Annotated in this window: 21 protein-coding genes; 9 read left to right on the top strand and 12 right to left on the bottom strand. The window is 50.7% G+C overall.

Features of this window, described 5'->3' with window-relative positions; genetic code table 11:
* Nucleotides 1–6 precede the first annotated feature (6 nt).
* Together ACTJJS_RS27540 and ACTJJS_RS27535 are read right to left on the bottom strand one after the other, a co-directional pair.
* On the bottom strand, nucleotides 7–1206 hold the full coding sequence (locus ACTJJS_RS27540; RefSeq protein ID WP_440666669.1) for a DUF763 domain-containing protein: 1200 nt from the start codon (nucleotides 1204–1206) through the stop codon (nucleotides 7–9).
* A gap of 7 nt (nucleotides 1207–1213) precedes the next feature.
* Nucleotides 1214–1879, bottom strand: a complete 666-nt coding sequence (locus ACTJJS_RS27535) for an MgtC/SapB family protein (protein WP_440666667.1) — start codon at nucleotides 1877–1879, stop codon at nucleotides 1214–1216.
* Between the two features lie 88 nt (nucleotides 1880–1967).
* On the opposite strand from ACTJJS_RS27535, the gene ACTJJS_RS27530 reads away from it, so the two are divergent.
* The 3 genes from ACTJJS_RS27530 to ACTJJS_RS27520 all read left to right on the top strand — a co-directional run bounded on the left by ACTJJS_RS27530 (nucleotide 1968) and on the right by ACTJJS_RS27520 (nucleotide 4390).
* Nucleotides 1968–2165 carry a hypothetical protein gene (locus ACTJJS_RS27530; RefSeq protein ID WP_440666665.1) on the top strand — a complete coding sequence of 66 codons (198 nt, stop codon included), beginning with the start codon at nucleotides 1968–1970 and terminating at the stop codon, nucleotides 2163–2165.
* Nucleotides 2166–2230: 65 nt separating this feature from the next.
* Complete coding sequence (locus tag ACTJJS_RS27525; RefSeq protein ID WP_168874231.1) at nucleotides 2231–2488, top strand: hypothetical protein; 258 nt, start codon at nucleotides 2231–2233, stop codon at nucleotides 2486–2488.
* A 120-nt stretch (nucleotides 2489–2608) separates the two neighbouring features.
* Nucleotides 2609–4390, top strand: a complete 1782-nt coding sequence (locus ACTJJS_RS27520; RefSeq protein WP_440666663.1) for an ABC transporter ATP-binding protein — start codon at nucleotides 2609–2611, stop codon at nucleotides 4388–4390.
* Between the two features lie 81 nt (nucleotides 4391–4471).
* On the opposite strand, the gene ACTJJS_RS27515 is transcribed toward ACTJJS_RS27520, so the two are convergent.
* Both ACTJJS_RS27515 and ACTJJS_RS27510 read right to left on the bottom strand, forming a co-directional pair.
* Nucleotides 4472–4945: an acyl-CoA thioesterase gene (locus tag ACTJJS_RS27515; protein ID WP_078672521.1), complete on the bottom strand. Its 474-nt coding sequence runs from the start codon at nucleotides 4943–4945 to the stop codon at nucleotides 4472–4474.
* A 111-nt stretch (nucleotides 4946–5056) separates the two neighbouring features.
* Nucleotides 5057–7552 carry a TonB-dependent receptor domain-containing protein gene (locus tag ACTJJS_RS27510; RefSeq protein ID WP_440666660.1) on the bottom strand — a complete coding sequence of 832 codons (2496 nt, stop codon included), beginning with the start codon at nucleotides 7550–7552 and terminating at the stop codon, nucleotides 5057–5059.
* Nucleotides 7553–7914: 362 nt separating this feature from the next.
* Here ACTJJS_RS27510 and ACTJJS_RS27505 point away from each other — a divergent pair, with 362 nt between their 5' ends.
* Nucleotides 7915–8673: a DUF695 domain-containing protein gene (locus tag ACTJJS_RS27505; protein WP_168803542.1), complete on the top strand. Its 759-nt coding sequence runs from the start codon at nucleotides 7915–7917 to the stop codon at nucleotides 8671–8673.
* Nucleotides 8674–8708: 35 nt separating this feature from the next.
* On the opposite strand, the gene ACTJJS_RS27500 is transcribed toward ACTJJS_RS27505, so the two are convergent.
* Nucleotides 8709–8870, bottom strand: coding sequence for a DUF1328 family protein (locus tag ACTJJS_RS27500; RefSeq protein ID WP_078672524.1), 162 nt, complete (start codon nucleotides 8868–8870; stop codon nucleotides 8709–8711).
* A 154-nt stretch (nucleotides 8871–9024) separates the two neighbouring features.
* On the opposite strand from ACTJJS_RS27500, the gene ACTJJS_RS27495 reads away from it, so the two are divergent.
* Nucleotides 9025–10938: a hypothetical protein gene (locus ACTJJS_RS27495; RefSeq protein ID WP_440666658.1), complete on the top strand. Its 1914-nt coding sequence runs from the start codon at nucleotides 9025–9027 to the stop codon at nucleotides 10936–10938.
* Between the two features lie 88 nt (nucleotides 10939–11026).
* On the opposite strand, the gene ACTJJS_RS27490 is transcribed toward ACTJJS_RS27495, so the two are convergent.
* The 4 genes from ACTJJS_RS27490 to ACTJJS_RS27475 all read right to left on the bottom strand — a co-directional run bounded on the left by ACTJJS_RS27490 (nucleotide 11027) and on the right by ACTJJS_RS27475 (nucleotide 15804).
* Nucleotides 11027–11575 (bottom strand): putative glycolipid-binding domain-containing protein, encoded by a 549-nt coding sequence (locus ACTJJS_RS27490; RefSeq protein WP_168874226.1) that lies wholly within the window; start codon nucleotides 11573–11575, stop codon nucleotides 11027–11029.
* Between the two features lie 2 nt (nucleotides 11576–11577).
* The gene (locus ACTJJS_RS27485) at nucleotides 11578–13878 is read right to left on the bottom strand and encodes an FdhF/YdeP family oxidoreductase (RefSeq protein WP_440666656.1); all 2301 of its coding nucleotides are present in this window, start codon (nucleotides 13876–13878) and stop codon (nucleotides 11578–11580) included.
* 106 nt (nucleotides 13879–13984) lie between these two features.
* On the bottom strand, nucleotides 13985–14785 hold the full coding sequence (gene fdhD / locus ACTJJS_RS27480) for a formate dehydrogenase accessory sulfurtransferase FdhD (protein WP_440666654.1): 801 nt from the start codon (nucleotides 14783–14785) through the stop codon (nucleotides 13985–13987).
* 8 nt (nucleotides 14786–14793) lie between these two features.
* Nucleotides 14794–15804, bottom strand: coding sequence for an NADP-dependent oxidoreductase (locus tag ACTJJS_RS27475; RefSeq protein WP_440666652.1), 1011 nt, complete (start codon nucleotides 15802–15804; stop codon nucleotides 14794–14796).
* 146 nt (nucleotides 15805–15950) lie between these two features.
* Between ACTJJS_RS27475 and ypfJ the strand changes: the two genes are divergently transcribed.
* Nucleotides 15951–16814 carry a KPN_02809 family neutral zinc metallopeptidase gene (gene ypfJ / locus ACTJJS_RS27470; RefSeq protein ID WP_440666651.1) on the top strand — a complete coding sequence of 288 codons (864 nt, stop codon included), beginning with the start codon at nucleotides 15951–15953 and terminating at the stop codon, nucleotides 16812–16814.
* Between the two features lie 56 nt (nucleotides 16815–16870).
* On the opposite strand, the gene pncB is transcribed toward ypfJ, so the two are convergent.
* Nucleotides 16871–18061, bottom strand: coding sequence for a nicotinate phosphoribosyltransferase (gene pncB / locus ACTJJS_RS27465; RefSeq protein ID WP_440666649.1), 1191 nt, complete (start codon nucleotides 18059–18061; stop codon nucleotides 16871–16873).
* Between the two features lie 40 nt (nucleotides 18062–18101).
* Between pncB and ACTJJS_RS27460 the strand changes: the two genes are divergently transcribed.
* Complete coding sequence (locus ACTJJS_RS27460; RefSeq protein WP_168874220.1) at nucleotides 18102–18497, top strand: PH domain-containing protein; 396 nt, start codon at nucleotides 18102–18104, stop codon at nucleotides 18495–18497.
* A 1-nt stretch (nucleotide 18498) separates the two neighbouring features.
* Here the strand turns inward: ACTJJS_RS27460 and ACTJJS_RS27455 are convergent, their stop codons facing one another.
* Entirely contained in the window at nucleotides 18499–19329 is an 831-nt protein-coding gene (locus ACTJJS_RS27455; RefSeq protein WP_168874219.1) for an ion transporter, read from the bottom strand.
* A gap of 180 nt (nucleotides 19330–19509) precedes the next feature.
* Here ACTJJS_RS27455 and ACTJJS_RS27450 point away from each other — a divergent pair, with 180 nt between their 5' ends.
* Together ACTJJS_RS27450 and ACTJJS_RS27445 are read left to right on the top strand one after the other, a co-directional pair.
* Nucleotides 19510–19953, top strand: a complete 444-nt coding sequence (locus ACTJJS_RS27450; RefSeq protein ID WP_168874218.1) for a DinB family protein — start codon at nucleotides 19510–19512, stop codon at nucleotides 19951–19953.
* A gap of 3 nt (nucleotides 19954–19956) precedes the next feature.
* Nucleotides 19957–20598, top strand: coding sequence for a phosphatase PAP2 family protein (locus tag ACTJJS_RS27445; protein WP_440666646.1), 642 nt, complete (start codon nucleotides 19957–19959; stop codon nucleotides 20596–20598).
* 1 nt (nucleotide 20599) lies between these two features.
* Here ACTJJS_RS27445 and ACTJJS_RS27440 read toward each other — a convergent pair whose 3' ends face one another.
* Nucleotides 20600–21106 carry a hypothetical protein gene (locus tag ACTJJS_RS27440; protein WP_440666644.1) on the bottom strand — a complete coding sequence of 169 codons (507 nt, stop codon included), beginning with the start codon at nucleotides 21104–21106 and terminating at the stop codon, nucleotides 20600–20602.
* Between the last annotated feature and the right edge of the window lie 152 nt (nucleotides 21107–21258).

The following is a 21258-nucleotide window of genomic DNA, read 5'->3' as shown; positions in this document are numbered from 1 at the left end:
GTAGCTTCAGAATAAAGATAGTTGCTCCCCGTCTTTCGGTGGAGCAGCTTTACCAAAGACTGTACGTCCGCCATATTTCCACGAATCCCGCTTTTCCCGTTCTATGACCTTTTCAAAATTAGCATTGGGCTCAAAGTCCTGCTCAATTTTTTGCGCGAGGACAGAGAGCTTGCGGATGGCCTCCTGTTTGTCGGTGTGACCTATTTTGGCTTTGTTCAGCGCATCCCGCAGCGTGTCGATGGTTTCATCATAGATCCGGACGGGCACGGGGAACGGATGTCCGTCTTTACCGCCATGAGCAAAAGAAAATCGTGCCGGGTCTTCAAAGCGGGAAGGAGTACTGTGTATCACTTCACTGACGAGGGTGAGGGACTGTAACGTCCGCGGACCTACGCCTTCCAGCATCAGGAGCGATTCAAAATTGGCAGGGTGTACATCATGCGCCAGCGCCAGCACGCTGCCCAGTCTTTTAAGATTGACATTTTCCGCCCGTACGTCGTGATGGGAAGGCATCACCAGGTTGCGTATTTCGGGCAACAGGTGTGCAGGTTTTTCCTCCAGCAATTGAAGAATGCCGTTCTTTGTGGGAGCCGCCTGCATGTCGGTGAGATTGAGGATCATGCCCTGGTTGCGGCCGTAGATAAAAGTATGCGGAGCCTCCGTGTACGAAGTGAATGCCGTGGAATGCCAGTGGTAGCGCCGTGCCATGCTGCTGGCGTCGTTCATGCCCTGCTGCACCACGGCCCAGTCGCCGTCTGTCGACAAAATGAAAGAATGCAGGTACAGCTGGAAGCCGTCCTGGATAGCGGTGTTGTCTACCTTGGCGGTGAGTTTGCTGCTGTGCACCAGCTGTTCTCCGGGCAGACCGGTTTTTTCGGCTATGCGCATCAGTTCTGCAGGTGTTTCGCGGCTGTGGCGGCCTTTGCCGCCGCAGATATAAATGCCCAGTTCCTGGGAACGGGGATTGATGGCTTTTTTCAGTGCGCCCATAACGCTGGTGGTGATGCCGGAAGAATGCCAGTCCATGCCCAGCACACATCCCAGCGCCTGAAACCAGCAGGGATCGCTCAGCCGCCTTATTACTTCACCTTTTCCGTAGTCTGTCACAATTGCCTCTACAATGGCGCCACCCAGAAGGGCCATGCGTTTGGCCAGCCAGGGCGGTACGTGACCATAGTGCAAAGGCATGTCTGCATAAGAAGGCATAATGTAGTTATAGTGGGTTTTGTTGTACCTGAAACTCTGTAACGGATTTGTTCTGTAGCAAAAAGTCATCTAATTGTTCCATTTTGCTACGATTTCCCCGGACTGTGTAACTGAGCTCTATCAGGTCCGCTTTCCGTACGATGAACATCCGTTTATATTTTAATCCAAAGTTGCGGAGAATATGTTCTATGTCCACCTCCGGAAGTTTGTCTTCATGAAAATAGATGATATAATACCGTTTGTCGTTGACCTCAGCGATACTTTTTTCGGTGAACTCCATCAGTATGAGTACGATCAAAGCGCCTGCCAGTCCGCCTACGGCCAGCACGTACTGGCTCATGCCGATGGCCATGCCAAGGGCTGCGGCTATCCAGATGGAAGCGGCGGTGGTAATGCCATCTATGGTGTAATCATTTTTAAAGATAACCCCTGCACCTATGAAACCTACGCCGGTAAGGATGTTGGAAGCCACACGGTCCGGACTGTTAGGGTAGCCCAGTTCGGCCGACAGTATAGTAAAAAGGGTACTGCTTAAGCAGATGAGCGTCATGGTACGCATACCGGCAGCTTTGCGTTTGTACTCGCGCTCAAGGCCCAGTAGAGTACCTATCAGCAGGGCAACGCATACTTTCAGTATCTGGTCTTCCTGAATAATTTGTACAACGTGTTTCATATTGTTGGGGAAATAACTTCCTGCAAATGTAAGGGTTGGCACAATTCTTTCCTGCAGGTTGTGAATTAAGACAATAAATACCTGCCATATGAAGCCTTTCGTATATAAATTTTTTATGGTAGCCTGCGTTACAGGAGTGTTGTGTATCCTTTTATTCGCCTGTAACAGCAGCAAGGAGGCATCCCGTGAAGCCGATTCCGCTGCGGTTTCAATACCGAAGGTAGACAGCACCAGCGTAATACCGGTAGACACCACCATGACCAAACCTGATACTTCGCGCCAGTAGATGTTTAACCGGGTGGAGCTTGATTATACCATGTAACTGTTTACTTCACCCTTAAACACTGGACCATGAAAGTATCTTACCTGTTGCTGGTTGCCGGCATATCGGCGGCCATGCTGACGGCCTGTGGCAACGGCGCACAACACAACAATCAGGATTCGATGAACCTGAACAACAGTGGCACCACAGACACGGCCGCTATTATTCCGGACACCGCGCCGGCGGCGCAGACACCTCCGGGAGCTATTAATCCGGGCGAAGATTCAGCCCGCTTCGGTACCGGAGCCGGAGATTCCTCCAAAAATCCGGGGCACAAATCGCAATAGTAGCCTGTTGCCCGCAACAATGCCTTACTACGGAATAAAATTATTTTATCCGAAGTAAGGCATTTCTTAATGCAATATCTTTGTGAGTAGATCGTCCCCATTAACAAAGTATATATCCTAATGCAAAATGAAACCACTGCCGTCGTCCCGGCTCCCAAACCAATTCTGAAATGGACGTCCCTTAAAAAGACCTTTCGCCTTTTCCGTTATGTAAAACCTTACTGGGCTGAATTTGCCCTCGGACTCGCCTTTTTGTTGATCTCCAGCCTGGCAGGCCTGGCATTTCCCCGTTTGTTGGGAGACCTGGTAGACCCCAAAAGCGTTGGGGAGCTGCTTCACGGCTTTAACAAGGCTGGGCTGATGCTGGTGGCGGTACTGGTGGCGCAGGCCATTTTCTCTTTTTTCCGGACCATCCTGTTTGTAAACGTCTCAGAAAAGACACTGGCCGCACTGCGGCAGCATGTGTATAGTCATATGATCAAGCTGCCGATGCGGTTTTTCCTCGAAAGAAGGGTGGGAGAGCTGAGCAGCCGTATTTCTTCAGATATTTCCCTGTTACAGGACACCTTTACCACCACGCTGGCTGAGTTTATCCGCCAGATGATCATCATCGTCGGTGGGGTGATCATTCTGCTGGTGACCTCCTGGCAGCTGACCGCCTTTATGCTGGCCATTCTGCCCATTATGATGGTGGCCGCGGTGTTCTTCGGCAAGTTTATCCGCCGTTTCTCCAAACAGGTACAGACCCAGGTGGCTGCAGCCAATACAGTGGTGGAAGAAACCCTGCAGGGGATTCTCAATGTAAAAGCATTCGCCAACGAACAGTTTGAAATAGCCCGCTACCGCCAGCGTACCAATGAGGCGGCCCGCATCGGCATGAAGAGCGGTAAATTCCGCGGGGCTTTTTCCTCTTTTATTATCCTGGGTATCTTTGGGGCACTGGTGGCGGTTATCTGGAGAGGGGTGTCTATGGGCATCAGTACGCCCCAGCTGTTGTCATTTATCCTCTATTCCGTATTCATCGGCGGTTCCATTGCCGGGCTGGCGGAAATATATACCAGCCTGCAGAAAAGCATCGGCGCCACAGAAAACCTGCTCGAAATACTCGATGAACCGGAAGAAGCTATTACCCCGGTTCCCGAGATAGCACCGGCAGACCAGCTGGGAGGACAGATTTCCTTCCGTAATATTTCTTTCCATTATCCTTCCCGGCCGGACCTGACCATCCTGAAAGATGTTTCCTTTGAAGTGGAAGAAGACCAGAAAGTAGCACTGGTAGGCCCCAGCGGCGCAGGTAAAAGCACAATCGTGTCACTGCTGCTGCGCCTTTACGACCCTACAGAAGGCCGCGTGCTGTATGATGGCAAGCCAGGAACTACTATCCCGCTGTCTGTGCTCCGTTCTCAAATGGCGGTGGTGCCACAGGACGTCTTCCTTTTTGGAGGCACTATCCGGGAGAACATTGCATATGGTAAACCTGACGCAGCAGAAGAGGAAATAGAAGCTGCTGCCCGTAAAGCCAACGCGTGGGAGTTTATCAGGCATTTTCCCCTTGGACTGGAAACCATCGTGGGTGAACGCGGTATTCAGCTGTCAGGCGGGCAACGCCAGCGTATCGCTATCGCAAGGGCGGTACTTAAAAACCCGCGTATCCTCATCCTCGACGAGGCCACATCGGCGCTGGACTCTGAGTCGGAAAGACTGGTGCAGGACGCGCTGGACAAGCTGATGGAAGGCCGTACATCTATAGTCATCGCCCACCGGCTGTCTACTATCCGGCAGGCCGACAAAATCATTGTGCTGGACAAAGGCCACATCGTGGAACAAGGTACCCATACTGAATTGATAGGTGTAGACGGAGGCCTGTACCGCATGCTGAGCGAAATGCAGTTTAGCCATTGACGTTGTCCCAGGGCAGAAGCCCCGGGCTATGTTGAATTACCTGCATATTCCCAGGACTACGTTGAATGAGCCCACATCGGCCTACATGTAGGGTTTCATTTCTTCATCGATGTCCTTACGAAGGTCCATCAGTTTTTTAGCATAACTCTCCATACTGATCTCATTAGCCGTACGCGGTGTCCATTTGGGCACCGGTATGGTTTTGCCATTATCATCTACCGCAGCAAACACCATAACACAGTGCGTGGTCTTCTGTTTGTGCTGCTGCCGGGGATTACCCGCAAAAACGTCAATGGAAATATGCATGCTGGTATTGCCGGTGTAGATGATGGTAGCGGTAATTTCCACCAGGTCGCCAATGGCAATGGGCTTAAAAAAACGAATGCCGCCCACATACACCGTTACAGCATATTGTCCGCTCCAATTGGCTGCACAGGTATATCCCGCCTGGTCAATCCATTTCATCACAGATCCGCCGTGTACTTTACCGCCAAAGTTAACGTCAGAAGGTTCGGCCAGGAAACGCAGGGTAATGGTATGGTAAATAGAGTCCATGTAGTTTGATTTGTGGCACTAATGTAAAACAGAAATAGAAAAAGCGCGCAGTGATTTTTTCGTCATGAAAGAAATCGCTGCGCGCTTTGTGTTAAGAGAGCGGGTAGAGGACTATTCGCTTTTATCGCCGCCGCCCATTTCGCCGTTATTGTCTTTTCCGGACTTGTTGTTCTTACGTTTGAACAGGTTATAGTCCATTTTTCCGAAACGCCAGGTGGCATTGAGGCGTAGCTCGCGGCTGAGGCGTTTGCGGTAGTTTTCTGTTTCGGAGAAGGCGGTAGTGGTATAACTGAGATTACGGTCTGAATTAAAGATGTCGTTCAGGGTAAGAGAAATAGACAGTGCTTTATTCTTCAGCATATCTTTTTTGACACCGGCGTCAATGGAGTATTGCGGTTTCCGTTCTCCCTGCGGCAGGATCTGGCGGGATTCATATTCGCCGGTGATCTGCAGGGTGAGGTTCCATGGTAGTTTGGTATTGCTGTTCAGCTTACCGAACCAGGTAAAGCCTGAGTTGCTGAGGTTGTCTCCCTGGGTGCCGGCATTGATTTTTGTCTGCGCCAGGTTGACGTTGGCCGTAAGGTCCCAGTCTTTGGTAAGCTGGCTTCTTACGGTAATTTCAGCGCCATAGGAATTGCGTGTGCTGGCATTGATCGGGTAAGACAACAGCACCCTTTGCGTTTGTCCGTTCAGGTTAAGGGTGGTGTCTACATAAAAATCAGTGATGGCATTATCGGTGTTGCGATAGTACAATGACACCAGTACGTTGTGCTTGTGGGCAATGTCTTTCAGGTAGGACAGCTCAAAAGAGTTGGTGAATTCCGGGCGCAGGTCGGGGTTGCCGCGACTTGCATTCTGTCCGCTGTAGTCAATGGTAGGCAGCAGATCGCGGAACCATGGCCGGCGTATACGGCGGCTGTAGTTGAGCTGCAACTCATGGTCGCCTTTGAATTTCTGTGACAGGAACACGCTTGGGAAAAGGCTGATCGGGTAGTTGATCTTGTAAGATGCTTTGTCGCCGAAGCGGGTTTCACCGTTATAGTTGGACTGCTCCGCCCGCAAGCCCGCCTGGTAGCCGAAGTTGCCCTGCGAGCCGGTATAGCTCACATATCCGGCGTTGATCTGTTCCTGGTAGTGATAGTTGTTGGACAGTGCTGAATCGATGGTGAAAGTACCACTGGGATAGTTCTGTCCGAAGGTATTGGTGTAGTTGTCGAATTTGCGGGTATTGGTGCGCAGGCCCATTTCTATTTTTGATTTATCAGAGAAGGGCCGCACATAATCTATTTGTCCGGTGATGTAGGTGGTTTTACCGTCACCGTTGCTATAGCGGTTCTGCGGTTTTACCGGGCTGTTGATCGTATCCCCTTTCAGGTTATAGTATTGCAGGGAATACGCGGAGCTGTTGTCACTGGTGGCGTAGTTGTAGGTAAAGTCGGCAGTCAGTTCTTCGCCTTCGCGTGCAAAGGTGTGTTTATAGCCCAGCTGGGTGGTATAGTTACGGAACCCGTTTTTGCTGTTGTTGATCCCTGTGCCGTAGCGGACCAGTTCCCGGTGGATGTCCATTTCGTTTTGGGTTTGGTCGTTGTAGCGGTTGAAATTACCGCCGGTAAGGCCTTCCGAGATGGTAATGGTGTTGCGGTTGTCGATGAACCAGTCGAAGCCGATGCGGCCTGTCTGGAAGTTGCGATAGAAGTCGCCGTCCTGCAGCTGGTCTGTGTAGGTAGTGGTATCTGCCAGGATATTTTTCCGGGAGATGCGGCTGGTCATGGGTGACTTACGGTTACGGGTGCCGTAGTTGACGAAGAAATTGAATTTCTCCTGCCGCAGGTTAAAATCGATGCCGGTGTTGGTGCTGCCAAGAGAGGTTACGCCTGCACTGAGCTGCCCGTTGATACCTGCCTTTTTATTTTTTTTCAGGACGATGTTTAAGATACCGCTCATTCCTTCCGCGTCGTATTTCGCCGAGGGGTTGGTGACCACTTCGATGTTGGCGATGGCGTCTGCGGGGATCTGGTCGAGGGTGAGGGTAGTAGGACGGCCGTCCACAAAAATGGTGGGGGCGCCGTTACGTACGCTCACGTTGCCGTCGATGTCCACGCTGACGGATGGTACTTGTTTCAGTACGTCCGTGGCCGTACCACCGATGCTGGCCAGGTTCTTCTCCACGTTAAACACCCTTTTGTCGATGGCCATGGTAAAGGCCGGTTTCTCGCCTACCACGTTGACAGCCGCCAGGGACTTTACATTAGGCCGAAGTTTAATATTGCCCGCATCAACACTGGTGCTTTGTGCGTTGAGCTGTACCAGTTTGAAGAAGGCTTCATAACCGATGAAATTTATCTTCAGGATATATTTACCGATAACGAGATTCTCAAAATTAAAATCACCGTTGGGTTTGGAGAGCATGCCGGTGAGCACGGAAGAGTCTGGGCGTAACACGGCCACAGAAGCATATTCCACCGGTTTGCCGGTCTGAGCGTCGAGCAGTTTTCCGTAGATCGTTCCGGTATTGGCAGCAGGAGGTTTGGTGCCGTGCTGCTGTGCCGTTAATGCCAGGTTAAACAAGAACATCCATCCTGTCAATAGCAATACAACTTTTCTCATAATTTCTTTTACTAGCGTCCAACAATTTATAGCGGCGGTAAATTTAGTTTTAATGAAGGAAGAAAATCACTTTTTTAGGATGAAAGGTGTGTCAAGATCCTCTACAGTAACATGTTTGAACTTCAGAATCGCGCAGGATTCTTTACAGGTAATGGTTTCACAAAGGGTGTGCCTGAAAATCCACGAGTGTTAATTAGTGTTAAGCCTGCTGTGTGGTGTTGAAAGGGTGATGATGATCAAACCAAAAATCATACGTTAATTTTTGGTGATAAAAAAGCGCAGATAATTGTTTTATGATTTCGATGGTAACAGATAGCTACGTATCTTTACAGCCAGCTGTTGCGTTATTTTAATTTTTTTATATGCATAAGGATTACCGACCGGACTGGGATATTTACACGTGCCATATTGAAGAAAGTCCAGCAGTAATAGGCCTTGACCTTGATCTGAGACGATTTGCACCATTGAAGGAGAAGCCGAATGCCATATATATTACGGTATACCTGAACAATCCCCGGGAAGACGGGTTTCCACAGAATGATGAATTCGCCATCATGGGCGAGATAGAAGACAGCCTGGTAGAACAGCTGACAACCAATCTGGATGCGCATTTTGTGGGACGTACCTTTTCCAATGGTGTGCGAGACTTTTATTTTTATACAGGCAATCTGTTGCTGCATGATAAATTCATTGCGGATGCAATGATCAAATTCCCGGATTACCGGTACGACTACGGTGTAAAGGAAGATAACAACTGGGAACTTTATTTCGACTTCCTGTTTCCCGACGTATATGAATTCCAGCGTATCCAGAACAGGAAAGTATTGCGGATGCTTCGTCAGCATGGCGACATGTCTGAACGGGAACGTCCCATCGAACACTGGATACACTTCCGTACAGAGGAAGACAAAACGGCCTATTGGGAACATATCCGTGAGAATGGTTTCGAGATCGCGCATGATATGAAGAACGACAATCCCGAGTTTCCGTTTAAATTATGCGTCTCGCGATCGGACAAAGCCAGTGAGGCCACTATCGACAGTGTGGTCATGACGCTCTGGGAGCTGGCACAACAGGTGAATGCAGAATATGACGGCTGGGAAACCAGCATTGTAAAATAAAAAAAGCAGGGATGACACCATCCCTGCTTTTTTGTTTATTTCCTGAGCAGTCCTGACAATAACGAAATGAGGAACAGCACCAGGAAAATAAAAAACAGTATTTTGGCAATGGATGCGGCGCCGGCAGCGATACCACCAAAACCAAAAATGGCCGCCACAATAGCCACAATAAAGAATATTAATGCCCAACGTAACATAGCAGAAGGTTTTAAGGTGAACAATATATAATAGTGGTTGCAATAAACTTTCTTATCCATTCTGCTTCATTCAATTATTATTCCTGTCCAGTACAATAATTGCATTACACGCAATCCCAAATTTTTTTAATATACTTGTCACCTTCGATAACCCTTGAGGACGGAACTAAAAATATTAACTGCTATTTCTGTTACCTGCTGGCTCCTTTGCTGGTGCCAGATCGCGTTTGCCCAGGACCAACCGGTGGCGGACACGGTGCCTAAGCGGGGCAACGGCCTCATGAAAAAGATAGGGGAATACCGCGATTCACTGCGAAATAAAGAGTACCGTCAGTCTTTTATACGCCGTATTACCAAGCAGGACGTACAGACGCCCGATGTGGACATGGACAGCGTCATTACCAAAAGTGAGGCATATTTTACCCCGTTTGTGGGAAAAGTCATCAGGAACATCTACTACCGCCAGGTAAAGGTGTTCGGTCCCCGTAGCATCAACGATACCACTTTTACCACCAGCATGAAGCTGATCCACCTGGCCAACAGGCTGCACTTCGATTCGCGGGAGTGGGTGGTCCGCCAGTCGCTGTTTTTCCGCGAAGGCACCCGGTTGGACCCCTACGAGCTGGCGGATAACGAACGTTACCTGCGTAACAGGCCGTTCTTCTCTGATGCCCGTATTCACGTCAGGAACAGTAATCCGGACTCCGATTCTGTGGATGTGGAAGTAGTTACCAAGGATGTATTTGAATACGGTGTGGACCTGTCGCAGTTCAGCGCCACTAACATTAAGACCCGGGTATCCAACAACAACCTGCTGGGAGCTGGGCAGGCACTGCAGGCAGGCTTCCAGTGGCGCAGCGACTATTCACCCACCTGGAACACAGAAGCCCGTTATACCAAATATAATGTGCTCGGTTCTTTCGTAGACCTGGGAGTAGGGTACTCGACGCTCAACATTACCACGCCGCTGGACACTAACGTGTACGAGGGAACAATATACCTGTCCCTCAACCGGCCACTGTACCGCAACGCCGCCAAATGGGTGGGGGGCCTCATGCTGGCCGAGAACTGGTCCATCAATATCCTGGGGAGGGAACAACAGACCATCGACAGCCTGCTTTACCGTGATTACCGCTACACTGTTATCGATGGCTGGGCAGGTTACAATTTCATCAATAATTACGGGCATAACGGCAGCAGCAACCAGAAGCCTAATTTTGCGGTGCTGTTCAGGCACTTTAACCTCAATTTCTCCAGGATGCCCGAGCAGGACACCTTTAAAAGGGACCCGGTGTATAACGACCATCGGTACTACCTGCTGGAGTTCCAGGTGTACCGGCTGGACTATTTTAAGGCGCACCAGTTCTTCGGCTTTGGCAGAACGGAGGATATTCCGCTGGGGTATAATCTAAAAGCCGCTACCGGCTGGGAAACATGGCGTGACCGGCGCAGGCTGTATACCGGCCTTGAAGCACAGAAATACTGGACCACCAGAAGACAGGGCCTTTTTAATACGACCGTGGGCGTTAGTACATTCTGGCAGGAAGGCGCCCTGGAAGATGCCGTTATCCATGCAAGGGCGGAGTACTATAGCCGGCTTTTCTCTATCAGGAAGTCCCGTTTCCGCCAGTTCCTTAACCTGGACTACCTGGAAAGCCCCAATCCTTTTTTCTACAAGCCGCTTAATATCAATAATGACAATGGTATCTGGGGATACCGGAATACCAAGCTGAATGGTTACCAGCGCCTGAATTTTGGCTCTGAAACCGTGTATTACAGCCCACTACGGTTCCTCGGGTTTAAATTCAACTTCTTTGCTTCGCTGCAGGCGTCCATGATCACCGCCAGAAATGACAACCTGTTCAGCAATCCTGTATACTTTGGAGTGGGAGGTGGTTTCCGGATCAAAAACGAAAACCTGTCGCTCAACACCATCAAGGTGTCGGGGTATTATTTCCCGAATGCGCCGGTGCTGCAACCCAAGAGCATGGTGGAAATTACCACCATCGTGGATTTCCGGTTTGACGTATCGGCGCTGAAAGCTCCTGCTTTCCTTAGTTTTCGCTGATGACTGTTAAATACATAAATGCCCGGACTTACTCCAATAAAGAACCAGAGCACAACGTAGCCCAGGGCTTCAGCCCCGGAACGAAAGGTCAATAAACCCGTGTAAAAATGCCCGGATAATCTTTCACAATGCCGTTTTCATCTACCGGCAACTCTGCCCGGAAGCCACTGTCGCCATTTTCGTAGAGATACAGGTGGTTGTCCATTTTGGTGTAGTACTGCTGTAGTTTCTGCAGTTCAAACTCCGGTAGTTTAATATAGAGCATATTCAGCAGCTTCCTTTCTCCATGGTCAAACTCCAGTCTCCTTATAGGCAGCGTGTTGGTGAAAGGCGTCAATGAAATATCGATGTCTGTGCAGTCATCAAATGCTTCGATGTGATTCCCGTCTTTATCAAACCAGTGGCCGTTCAGGTCTGACGTCAGTTTGAGTGCTGTGGGCTGAAGGCCGTCCCGTATGATATGAAAGGAGGATACTTTCCATTCCGGCGTGATCTCGATCTCATATTGAATAGAGAAAGGCTCCGCGTCTGTGCAGCCATTGATAATCCCTTTGACCACGCTGTTGTGTTCCTGTTTTGTCACCGTTAAAAATTCCGTTGCCGGCCATTTGGTGGCCTGCCATACTACTGGTCCCATGATTATCTTTTTATGGTGGATGATTTAATTTGAATGATGACGCTTTTGGATGCAGGTGTGTTGCTTTTGTCGGCCACGGTGTCCACCGGTACCAGCACATTGGTTTCGGGGAAGTAGGTGGCGGTGCATCCTGCCGGGATATCATAGGCGACTATGATAAACCCGGGGGCCACACGCTCCGTTTGTCCGTGATAGTTATAGAGGTCTACTACCTGGCCGGCCGCAAACCCTGCCCGGGCGATGTCTTCCGGGTTCATGAAGATGATCCGTCTTTCGTGGTGTACACCGCGATAGCGGTCGTCCAGTCCGTAGATGGTGGTGTTGAACTGATCGTGGCTGCGGACGGTCATCATCAGGTATTCCTCCGGACGAAGCGGTGTTACCGTCACGGGCGCCACATTAAAATTGGCTTTGCCGGTGTAGGTATTGAACTGCCCGACCCTGGAGCCGTTAGGCAGATAAAATCCGCCTGGGTGGCGCACACGTTTATTATAGTTATCGAAACCGGGGATCACTTTTTCTATGGCGTCCCGGATATGATCATAATGTTTGGCGTATAGTTCCCAGGGCACTTTGCTTTGTGTTCCCAGTATGGCCCGGGCCATTTCGCAGACGATCGCCGGTTCACTTCTCAGGTGCTCAGAGATGGGATGCAGATTGCCTTTCGACATCTGTACCACGCCCATGGAGTTTTCGCAGGTGACAAACTGTGGCTGTTGCTGCTGTATGTCTTTGTCGCTACGGCCAAAGCATGGCAGTATCAGTGCTTCGTGGCCGTGAACGAGGTGGCTCCTGTTTAATTTCGTAGATACGTGTACGGTAAGGCGGCAGTTGCGCAGCGCCTGGGCCGTATAGGCGGTATCCGGTGTAGCGGAGAGGAAGTTGCCGCCCATGGCGATGAACACTTTGGCGTCGCCGCGGTGCATGGCATGGATGGCATGTACTACGTCGTAGCCGTGTTTATAGGGTGGTTTGAAACCGTAGACGGTTTCCAGTTTCTGCAACAGGGCGTTGCCCGGTTTTTCGTATATGCCCATGGTCCTGTCGCCCTGTACGTTGCTATGGCCTCTCACCGGACAGGTGCCGGCGCCGGGCTTGCCGATACTGCCTTTGAGCAGTAGCAGGTTGACGACCTCCCGGATAGTGTCAACGGCATTCTTATGCTGGGTCAATCCCATGGCCCAGCAGGCGACTATCTTTTGTTTATGCATCAGCGCGGCGGCAGCCTCTCGCAGCTGTTCTTCCGAAATGCCGCAGGCGGCGGAAAGGTCGCTCAACCGATGCTGTCGCAGATGCGCTATGTATTCTTCATACCCCGACGTATTGCTGCTGATAAATGAATGATCGAATACGGTCCCGGGATTTTTGTCTTCTTCTTCCAGCAGTAGGAGGGCGAGTGCTTTCAGCAGGGCCATGTCACCATTTATTTTTACCTGTAGGAAGATATCGGTGAGATGGGTTTTTACCTGTAGGACGCCTTTTATGGTCTGCGGATTGAGGAAGTTGAGCAATCCTGTTTCCTTTAAGGGATTGACCGCAATGATGGTAGCGCCGTTGGCCTTGGCCTTTTGCAGGGCGGTAAGCATCCGGGGGTGATTGGTGCCGGGGTTCTGGCCCAGGATAACGATCACTTCTGCCTGATGTACGTCTTCAAGGGTAACCGACCCTTTGCCGATGCCTACTGCTTCGCCGAGGGCCACGCCGCTGGACTCATGGCACATATTGGAACAGTCGGGCAGGTTGTTGGTACCGAATTCTCTTACCATCAGTTGGTAAAGGAAGGCGGCTTCATTGCTGGTGCGGCCCGAAGTGTAAAACACGGCCTCATCGGGACTGTCTAGCTGATGCAGCCGCTCCGCTATCTTATGATAAGCTTTCTCCCAGGACACTGGTGTATAATGGGAGGCGCCGGGAGCGAGATACATCGGCTGCGCGATCCTTCCTTTTTTACCGATTTCATAGTCAGAGAGTTCACCGAGGGAGGTTATACTGTTGGCTGCAAAAAACGCAGGGTCCAGCTTGCGCGTAGTGGCTTCTTCTGCAATGGCCTTAGCGCCGTTTTCACAATATTCCGCAATAGGGGAGCGCTCATCGTCGGGGTCCGGCCATGCGCAGCCGGGGCAGTCAAAGCCGTCTTTCTGGTTCAGTTCCAGCAACGCTTTCATGGCCCTAAATGCATTCATCGCTTCCAGCACATGTTTCATGCTGGAGATCACCGCCGGGATACCGGCAGCTACTGTGGCCGGTTTGGTGAGTTTGAGCCCGGTGAATCTCACGGGAGTGAACTCAGTATGTATCGCCATTTAATTTCCTCATTTTTTAGCCTGGTGAAACAGTCAGCATCTCCCCGGCAATCTACGTATTTATCCTTGTTCTCCGGCGGAACAGCTGTCATCCTGTGAACCGGCATCAGGTGTATTGGTTATACCGGTCTTCTTTCAAAAATCCGATCAGGGTGATGTTCCATTCGGCGGCCATTTTTACGGCCATGCTGGAAGGGGCGCCGATAGCGGCGATCATAGGGATGCCCGCCATTGCAGCTTTCTGGACCAGTTCAAACCCGGCCCTGCCACTGAGGAGCAACAGGCTTTGTTGCAGCGGGAGTTGTTGCGTCAGTGCCGCACCAATGATTTTATCAACAGCGTTATGACGGCCTATGTCCTCACGCAACAGCTGTATCCGGCCGTTGCCGTCTACCAGGGCGGCGGCGTGAAGGCCGCCGGTATGCTGGAAAAGCGCCTGTTGCGCCCGCAGCTGTTCCGGTAGCTGTGAAATCCATTTGCCGGGGACCCGCCGCGCGGAATGGCTAACGTTAACGCCTGTATGAATATTTTCAATGGAGGATTTGCCGCACATGCCGCAGGCGGCCGTTGCCTGAAAATTACGCTGGCTTTTATCGAGAAAGGGCACGATCTGTTCCCTCAACCCAACGGTAGCCAGGCTGCCGCCGGGTGTCTCAGTCAGTGTCACCTGTTTGACAGCGGCGGCACCCGGAATGATGCCTTCGGTAAACAGAAAGCCAGTGGCCAGTTCTTCATCCTGGCCCGGCGTGCGCATGGTAACAGCAACGTTCTGTTGCCGGCGGTTATGGGTAGGACCATGTTCCAGCCTTATTTCCAATGGTTCTTCAGCTGCCAGGATATCTTCGGTATCGGTTTCTCCAGTGGCGGTGACTTTTTTTATACGGGTATGAACAACAGCATTTGTCATGCTTAAAATTACACTTTCACGATCATCTTACCGCTGTTTTGTCCGGAAAATAATCCCAGCAGGGCGGCGGGCAGCTGATCAAATCCTTCGACAACGGTTTCTGTATATTTTATTTTACCGGCCCTGATCCATTCGCCCAGCTGTTGCACCCCTTCCATGTAGCGGTTGGCGTAGTTCCCGATGGTGAAACCCTGCATCAGCACACTGAATTTGATCAGCGCAGGCTGTACGCGCGGGCCCAAGGGCACTTCAGTGGTGTTGTATAAAGCGATCTGTCCGCAAACAGGAATGCGGGCAAAAAAGTTCAGGTGTTCCATCACGGCATCGGAAATCTCCCCGCCTACATTGTCGAAGTAGATATCTACGCCATTGGGACAAGCCGCTGCCACGGCCGCGCTCATCTGTGTATTGCCCTTGTAGTTGATGGCCGCGTCGAAGTTAAAGTCACTGGTGAGCAGTTTTACTTTTTCCTCGCCGCCGGCGATGCCTACTACCCGGCAGCCCTGCAGTTTGGCGATCTGTCCTGCCACAAGTCCTACTGCGCCGGCAGCCCCGGAAATAACCACTGTTTCGCCGGGCTTGGGCTTGCCTATGTCCATAAGGCCAAAATAGGCCGTCAGCCCGGGCATGCCTAATACGCCGAGGTAATAGGTGGGAGGAATACTGCTGTCTATCTTGCGCAGATGGTCACCGGAGAAAAGCATGCCCGTGGCCCAGGGGAGGAAGTTTTTGCCGCCGCTGGGCATCACCATGTCGCCGGGGGAGAACCGGGCGTCTTTGCTTTCCACGACGGTGGCCACGCCGCCGCTTTCTATCGGCTCCTGTACTTTGAAAGGGGGGATATAGGAGCGGGCGTCGCTCATCCGGCCACGCATGTAGGGGTCTACAGAATAATAGAGCGGCTGAAGGAGCACTTCGCCCTCAGCAGGGGCGGGCAGTTCCACGTCCACTGTTTTAAAGGTATTGGAAGATGGCATGCCTTCAGGCCGTTCGTTCAAAAGGATCTGTTGTACTTTCATGAAAACGGATTTATGGTAATATCTTTTCTTAACGGGCAAAAAACAAGTTTTGTTTAATCCTGCTTTTCAATATACACCTCCTGATGGGAATTATCGGGTAATAATGTATTTTAGGGCCGTAATTAACCACTAAACCCTAACTGTCTATGCGTTTGGATGATGAAAGATTAAGTGACAATGTCGAGAAGCGTTCCGGAGGCGGAAAGCGCACCCTGATTGGCGGCGGTATCGGCGGCGTCATCGTCATTGTGCTGGCACTGTTGTTTAAACAAGACCCCAACCAGGTAAACCAGGTACTGCAACAGGTGCAGGGACCGGCTGGCACTGAGAAAGCAGAGAAGCTGAGCAAAGAGAATGCCTCTGCTATTGAATTGTTTTCTTCCAAAGTACTGGCCAGTACGGAAGATGTATGGACCGACGAATTTAAGCGCCTCAATATGCAGTATGAGCGCCCTAAAATGGTCCTGTTCGAGGACGCCACTACCTCCGGTTGCGGTTCCGCAGAATCAGCCATGGGACCGTTCTATTGCCCGGCCGACCGTATGGTGTACCTTGACGCCTCTTTCTTTAAAGAGCTGGAAGACCGTTTCGGTGTAAAAGGTGATTTTGCCAAAGCCTACGTGATCGCACATGAAGTAGGGCATCACGTACAGAACCTGCTGGGCATCAGCCGCCAGGTCCAGGCCGCCCGGAGCAGGCTGAGCGAAACGGAATACAATAAGCTTTCCGTGAAACTGGAACTGCAGGCCGATTTCCTCGCGGGACTATGGGCCAACCATGCTCAACAGATGCGCAATATCCTCGAAGCAGGGGACATTGAGTCGGGCCTGAACGCAGCCAGTGCGGTAGGTGACGATAAATTACAGGAAGCGGCCACCGGCCGTGTGGTACCCGATGCCTTCACGCATGGTACCTCCCAGCAAAGGATGTTCTGGTTCAAAAAAGGATACGATTCAGGTGATCTCTCACAGGGAGACACGGGTATCGGACTGGGACAGGCAGGAAAATAATTCAGGCAGTATTTAACATACAAAATAGCCCGGGACATAAGTCCCGGGCTATTTTATTATAACTCCAGCATTTCTTTTGCCAATGAGATCATGTGTTCATCGCCGGTATATTTGCCCTTCTCGTCCGATAGTTTGACGACCGGCGTCCAGCGGGGCGCATCTTCGGGCAGGGCTTCATACATTTTCACGACAATATTGAGCGGGGTGAGGCCCACATCATTGGTGAAATTGGTGCCGATGCCAAACGACATACCGATTTTTCCCCGGCAGTGGGCCGCTATGGTGGCCACTTTCTGATAGTCGAGACCATCCGAGAAAATAATGGTTTTGGAAAGCGGGTTGATGCCTTTGCCCAGGTAATGACGGACCGTTTCGTCTGCAAAGTGCAGCGGGTCGCCACTGTCATGACGGACGCCGTCAAACAGTTTGGCGAATTTTTTATCGAACTGTTCAAAGAAAACGGGCGTAGTATAGGTATCGGAAAGCGCGATGCCCAGGTCTCCACGATAAACCTGTACCCAGTGTTCCAGCCCCAGCATATTGGCCATTTTGAAACCGTATTTGGCGGCATGGAACATGAACCATTCATGGGCGTGGGTACCCACGGGCTTTACCCCGTTGCGCATGGCCAGGTGTACATTGCTGGTGCCGATAAAGGTGTTGCCACCATACTGGCGGAGCGTTTGCACCACCAGTTTCTGAACGGCCAGGGAATGGCGCCGCCGGGTGCCAAAGTCGGCTATGGTGATGTTCAGGTCTTTATACCGTTCTATTTTTGTGCGTGTGATCTCCACAACCTGTTCGTCCGGTACGCGCTGCTGACCGGTAGCTTCGTAGTAAAGCTCACATATCAGCGACATCAGCGGCACCTCCCACAGGATGGTACGGTACCAGTATCCGTCGGCATGTACCTCCAGCTGGTCGCCATGTTGGGCGATATGTATTTCCGCAGGGTTGTACCGGTAGCCTTGCAGGAAATCCAGGTAGGTAGGATCGAGGTAGGGACAGGTAACATTGAGGAAGTCCTTTTCCTCCTGGCTGAGTTGCAGGTACTGCATGTCATCTACCGCCTGCCGCAATAGTTTGTCGAACCCCGGAGGAAAAGCATGTTTGCCGCGATTGATGAATTTATAACGGGCACGCGCCTTCGGAAACAGTTTAATCACGCAGTGCTGCATGGTGAATTTATAGAAATCATTGTCCAGGATGGAATTCAGCTTCATAATAATCTGCGTTTTATGTGACAATTATACCATATTTTTGCGCTCATAATCATATCCATTAATAATGAAACAGATTAAAGTAAAGTTTGCACTTAACCCACAAGAAACCGTTTTATTCAAAGTAGACGGATCGTACCTCAAAACAAAATGGCAGGCAAAGCCAGGAGCCCTGTGCCTGACCAACGAAAGGATCGTCATCGAAGGTAAATCAATGACAGCGTTCTTACTGTTTGGTGTTATCGGCTGGTTGTTGACCCGGAAAAAAATTCACAAGGAATTTCCTTTATCAGACATCACCAACTTCAGCAGAGGCAAGCAGGGATTCAACAAGAAAGTGGCCGAATTTGAGCTGCTGGACGGTTCCACCGTACGGATGGCCATTACCGGCAAATGGGAAGTGTTTGAAGCAGCTTACCATAAAGCGATGATAGATGTAAAGCCTTTGTTCTCCGTTAACTAGCTTACAGCTTAGTACCACAATATTTACAGTAGTCCGCATTCGCATCGTGTCCTTCACGCATGCAGTGCGGACATATTCTGTGGTCCACGTCGTCCTTGTCTTTCAGCCGGCTCATTTCCACCGTCACAATGCCTGTCGGCACCGCAATAATCGCATAACCCATAATCATGATCAGCGCCGAGAATGCCTGTCCCAGCGGCGTAATGGGGGCAATGTCACCGTATCCTACGGTGGTGAGTGTTACCACGGCCCAGTAAACGCTGACGGGTATACTGGTGAAACCGGAATTATGCCCCGATTCTATCACATACATGACAGAGCCCAGCACCACCGTCAACAACAGGATAAAGAAAAGAAAAACAGCGATCTTACGCCGGCTGTGCTCCAGCGCCAGCGCCAGCTGTTTGCTTTCATTGAGAAAAGGCACCAGCTTAAAAATCCTGAAAATACGCATCAGGCGCAGTATCCGGATGGCCAGCAGGAAATGCGCGCCACCAAAGATAAACTCCACATAGGTAGGCAGCACACAAAGGAGGTCTATCAATCCGTAAAAACTGAAGATATAAGCCTTGGGCCGGTAGCTGCACCATATCCTGAACAGGTATTCCAGGGTAAAAAGAATAGTGAACACCCACTCCAGCAGCGTAAATATCCGGTCGAACCGTTGTTGTATGCCCGCCACGCTTTCCAGCATCACAATCATTACACTGAACAGGATCAGCAGCAGTAGCATGATATCAAATGCCCTGCCGGCAGGCGTGTCCGCTTCAAAGATGATATTGTGCCAGCGTTGTTGAAACGGGGTTAATGTTCTCTGGTCCTGTTTTGCCATGCGGTGATATTATGTTGGTTCAACAATTATCAGGGTATTTATGTTTATCCTTTCAGGTCCCCCCGCAAAAACCATGTCAGATCGTCTTTAAAACCAACGGCTTAAGGAAAAGTATATCCGTTGGCGTTAGCCATGGGGAAAATGGCCGGTCGTTTCCAATAGTTCCTTATCTTAGCTGCTATGCTTACAGAAATATTAATCAATTTATTTGAGCGGGACCTGAGCCGCCTGGAAGACGAAATTGCCGCATATGACTCGGAGGAAGCCATCTGGCGGGTGCCGGAGGGGATTAAGAACTCCGCCGGCAACCTGTGCCTGCACCTTTGCGGTAACCTGCAGCATTATATTGGCGCCAATTTGGGCCAGAGCGGTTACGTCAGGAACAGGGAACGGGAATTCAGCGATAAAAACGTGCCGCGGCAGGAACTGCTGGCACTGGTGGGCGTTACCCGCCGTGTAGTGCTGACCGTTATCGTAGGCCTTACCCCGGAAACGCTGGATAAAACTTATCCCGAGCGGGTGTTGGGGGAGATGACCACCACCAATCATTTCCTGGTGCACTTGTATGGACACCTCAACTATCACCTGGGACAGATCAACTACCACCGCAGGTTAACCCGATAGCGTATGCAACAGCCGACGTTCGCGCAGCGGTTGCTGCAGGTGTACCAGCAGCTGAAAATGCTGATATGGCCGTTTATCGGGCTGGTGACCATGGTGCTGATACTACGCAGTATTTATAGCAGGGAAGAGGTTTATTTTTATGTAAACCGTTTGCATACCAGTTGGGGCGACTGGCTGTTTCCCCGTATCACTGAACTGGGGAGCACGGCGGCCTGCGTGGTGCTGACCGTACTGTTGTTTTATTTTAATAAGCGGCAGGGTATTGTGTTGGCAGCAGCCTATCTGTTTAATTCCATGGTCAATTTTGCGCTGAAGTTTACGGTCGCTTTCCCCCGGCCACGCCGTTTTTTTGTGGAGCGGCTGCACGATATCTATTTTGTGCCGGGCGTAGAGGTACTGGATAACTTCAGGAGCTTCCCTTCGGGGCACAGCGCATGTGCGTTCACGGCAGCCACGGTGTTTTCCTATTATGTCAAAAACAAATACTGGTCGCTGGTATTTCTGTCACTGGCAGCCATGGTGGCTTATTCCAGGATGTATATGAGCCAGCATTTTCTGGAAGATGTGACCGCCGGCGCTACAGAGGCCGTGTTGCTGACCATATTGTGGATTACCCTGATAAAAGATAAAGCCCCGGCCAATTGACTTAGGTTTCCTGTAACAGTATCTGGTAAAGCAGGCCTGGTTTAAGTTCTGCGGTGTCTATTCCGCCGGTGTATGGCGAAGGGGGAGGCGTATGCCTGTAATAAGTTGGTGCGGGCGTATAACGTGCCCAGATAATTTCGTAACCGATGTAAATGGAAGTATTGCCTTCCTGCACATGATCGGTGTGCCCCAGCTGCCGCTCATCGCCGGGGGCGATATTTTCAATGATGCGTATGCTGCTGGTAGTGCCCATGGGCGTACGTACGATCTGGCGGGTGGCCACTGTCACAAACCGGTGTGAGGACATGTTGCGGATATTACGCAGGTACCTGGAAATGGAAAAGGTGCTGTTGGAGACACTGGTGATGGTCACGTCTGCAAGGGCGTCGTCTCCTGCCGGCGGTGCTGGCAGCGATGGCACAGCGGGTATGGCCAGGCGGCCGATCAAATAGACTGCGTATGCTACCACACTGACAATCATACAATAAAGGACCAGTACAAAGTACATAAGAGGGTTAAGGTTAAGTCGTACCGACCAAATATACTACGACTTGACTCTCCAAATGTAAATCTGATGTTAACGTGCTGTTATTCGATAATATTATTTTCAACATAACAGATATAGAATTAACATCACTGCTTTTTTACCGGGATTAACAA

The organism is Chitinophaga sp. 22308, assembly GCF_052045305.1.
Lineage (GTDB): Bacteria > Bacteroidota > Bacteroidia > Chitinophagales > Chitinophagaceae > Chitinophaga > Chitinophaga varians_A.
Note: the sequence above shows the minus strand (reverse complement) of the source record. Positions and strands in the feature narration are given on the sequence as shown.

Bases quoted from the DNA above. Each gene is read 5' to 3' on its own strand.
- ACTJJS_RS27455 (WP_168874219.1), bottom strand. From the start codon at position 19,329: ATGGCAAAACAGGACCAGAGAACATTAACCCCGTTTCAACAACGCTGG.
- ACTJJS_RS27505 (WP_168803542.1), top strand. From the start codon at position 7,915: ATGCATAAGGATTACCGACCGGACTGGGATATTTACACGTGCCATATT.
- ACTJJS_RS27450 (WP_168874218.1), top strand. From the start codon at position 19,510: ATGCTTACAGAAATATTAATCAATTTATTTGAGCGGGACCTGAGCCGC.
- ACTJJS_RS27445 (WP_440666646.1), top strand. From the start codon at position 19,957: ATGCAACAGCCGACGTTCGCGCAGCGGTTGCTGCAGGTGTACCAGCAG.
- ypfJ (WP_440666651.1), top strand. From the start codon at position 15,951: ATGCGTTTGGATGATGAAAGATTAAGTGACAATGTCGAGAAGCGTTCC.
- ACTJJS_RS27525 (WP_168874231.1), top strand. From the start codon at position 2,231: ATGAAAGTATCTTACCTGTTGCTGGTTGCCGGCATATCGGCGGCCATG.
- ACTJJS_RS27510 (WP_440666660.1), bottom strand. From the start codon at position 7,552: ATGAGAAAAGTTGTATTGCTATTGACAGGATGGATGTTCTTGTTTAAC.
- ACTJJS_RS27535 (WP_440666667.1), bottom strand. From the start codon at position 1,879: ATGAAACACGTTGTACAAATTATTCAGGAAGACCAGATACTGAAAGTA.
- fdhD (WP_440666654.1), bottom strand. From the start codon at position 14,785: ATGACAAATGCTGTTGTTCATACCCGTATAAAAAAAGTCACCGCCACT.
- ACTJJS_RS27530 (WP_440666665.1), top strand. From the start codon at position 1,968: ATGAAGCCTTTCGTATATAAATTTTTTATGGTAGCCTGCGTTACAGGA.
- ACTJJS_RS27515 (WP_078672521.1), bottom strand. From the start codon at position 4,945: ATGGACTCTATTTACCATACCATTACCCTGCGTTTCCTGGCCGAACCT.
- ACTJJS_RS27500 (WP_078672524.1), bottom strand. From the start codon at position 8,870: ATGTTACGTTGGGCATTAATATTCTTTATTGTGGCTATTGTGGCGGCC.
- ACTJJS_RS27485 (WP_440666656.1), bottom strand. From the start codon at position 13,878: ATGGCGATACATACTGAGTTCACTCCCGTGAGATTCACCGGGCTCAAA.
- ACTJJS_RS27440 (WP_440666644.1), bottom strand. From the start codon at position 21,106: ATGTACTTTGTACTGGTCCTTTATTGTATGATTGTCAGTGTGGTAGCA.
- ACTJJS_RS27475 (WP_440666652.1), bottom strand. From the start codon at position 15,804: ATGAAAGTACAACAGATCCTTTTGAACGAACGGCCTGAAGGCATGCCA.
- ACTJJS_RS27460 (WP_168874220.1), top strand. From the start codon at position 18,102: ATGAAACAGATTAAAGTAAAGTTTGCACTTAACCCACAAGAAACCGTT.
- ACTJJS_RS27540 (WP_440666669.1), bottom strand. From the start codon at position 1,206: ATGCCTTCTTATGCAGACATGCCTTTGCACTATGGTCACGTACCGCCC.
- ACTJJS_RS27490 (WP_168874226.1), bottom strand. From the start codon at position 11,575: ATGGGACCAGTAGTATGGCAGGCCACCAAATGGCCGGCAACGGAATTT.
- ACTJJS_RS27520 (WP_440666663.1), top strand. From the start codon at position 2,609: ATGCAAAATGAAACCACTGCCGTCGTCCCGGCTCCCAAACCAATTCTG.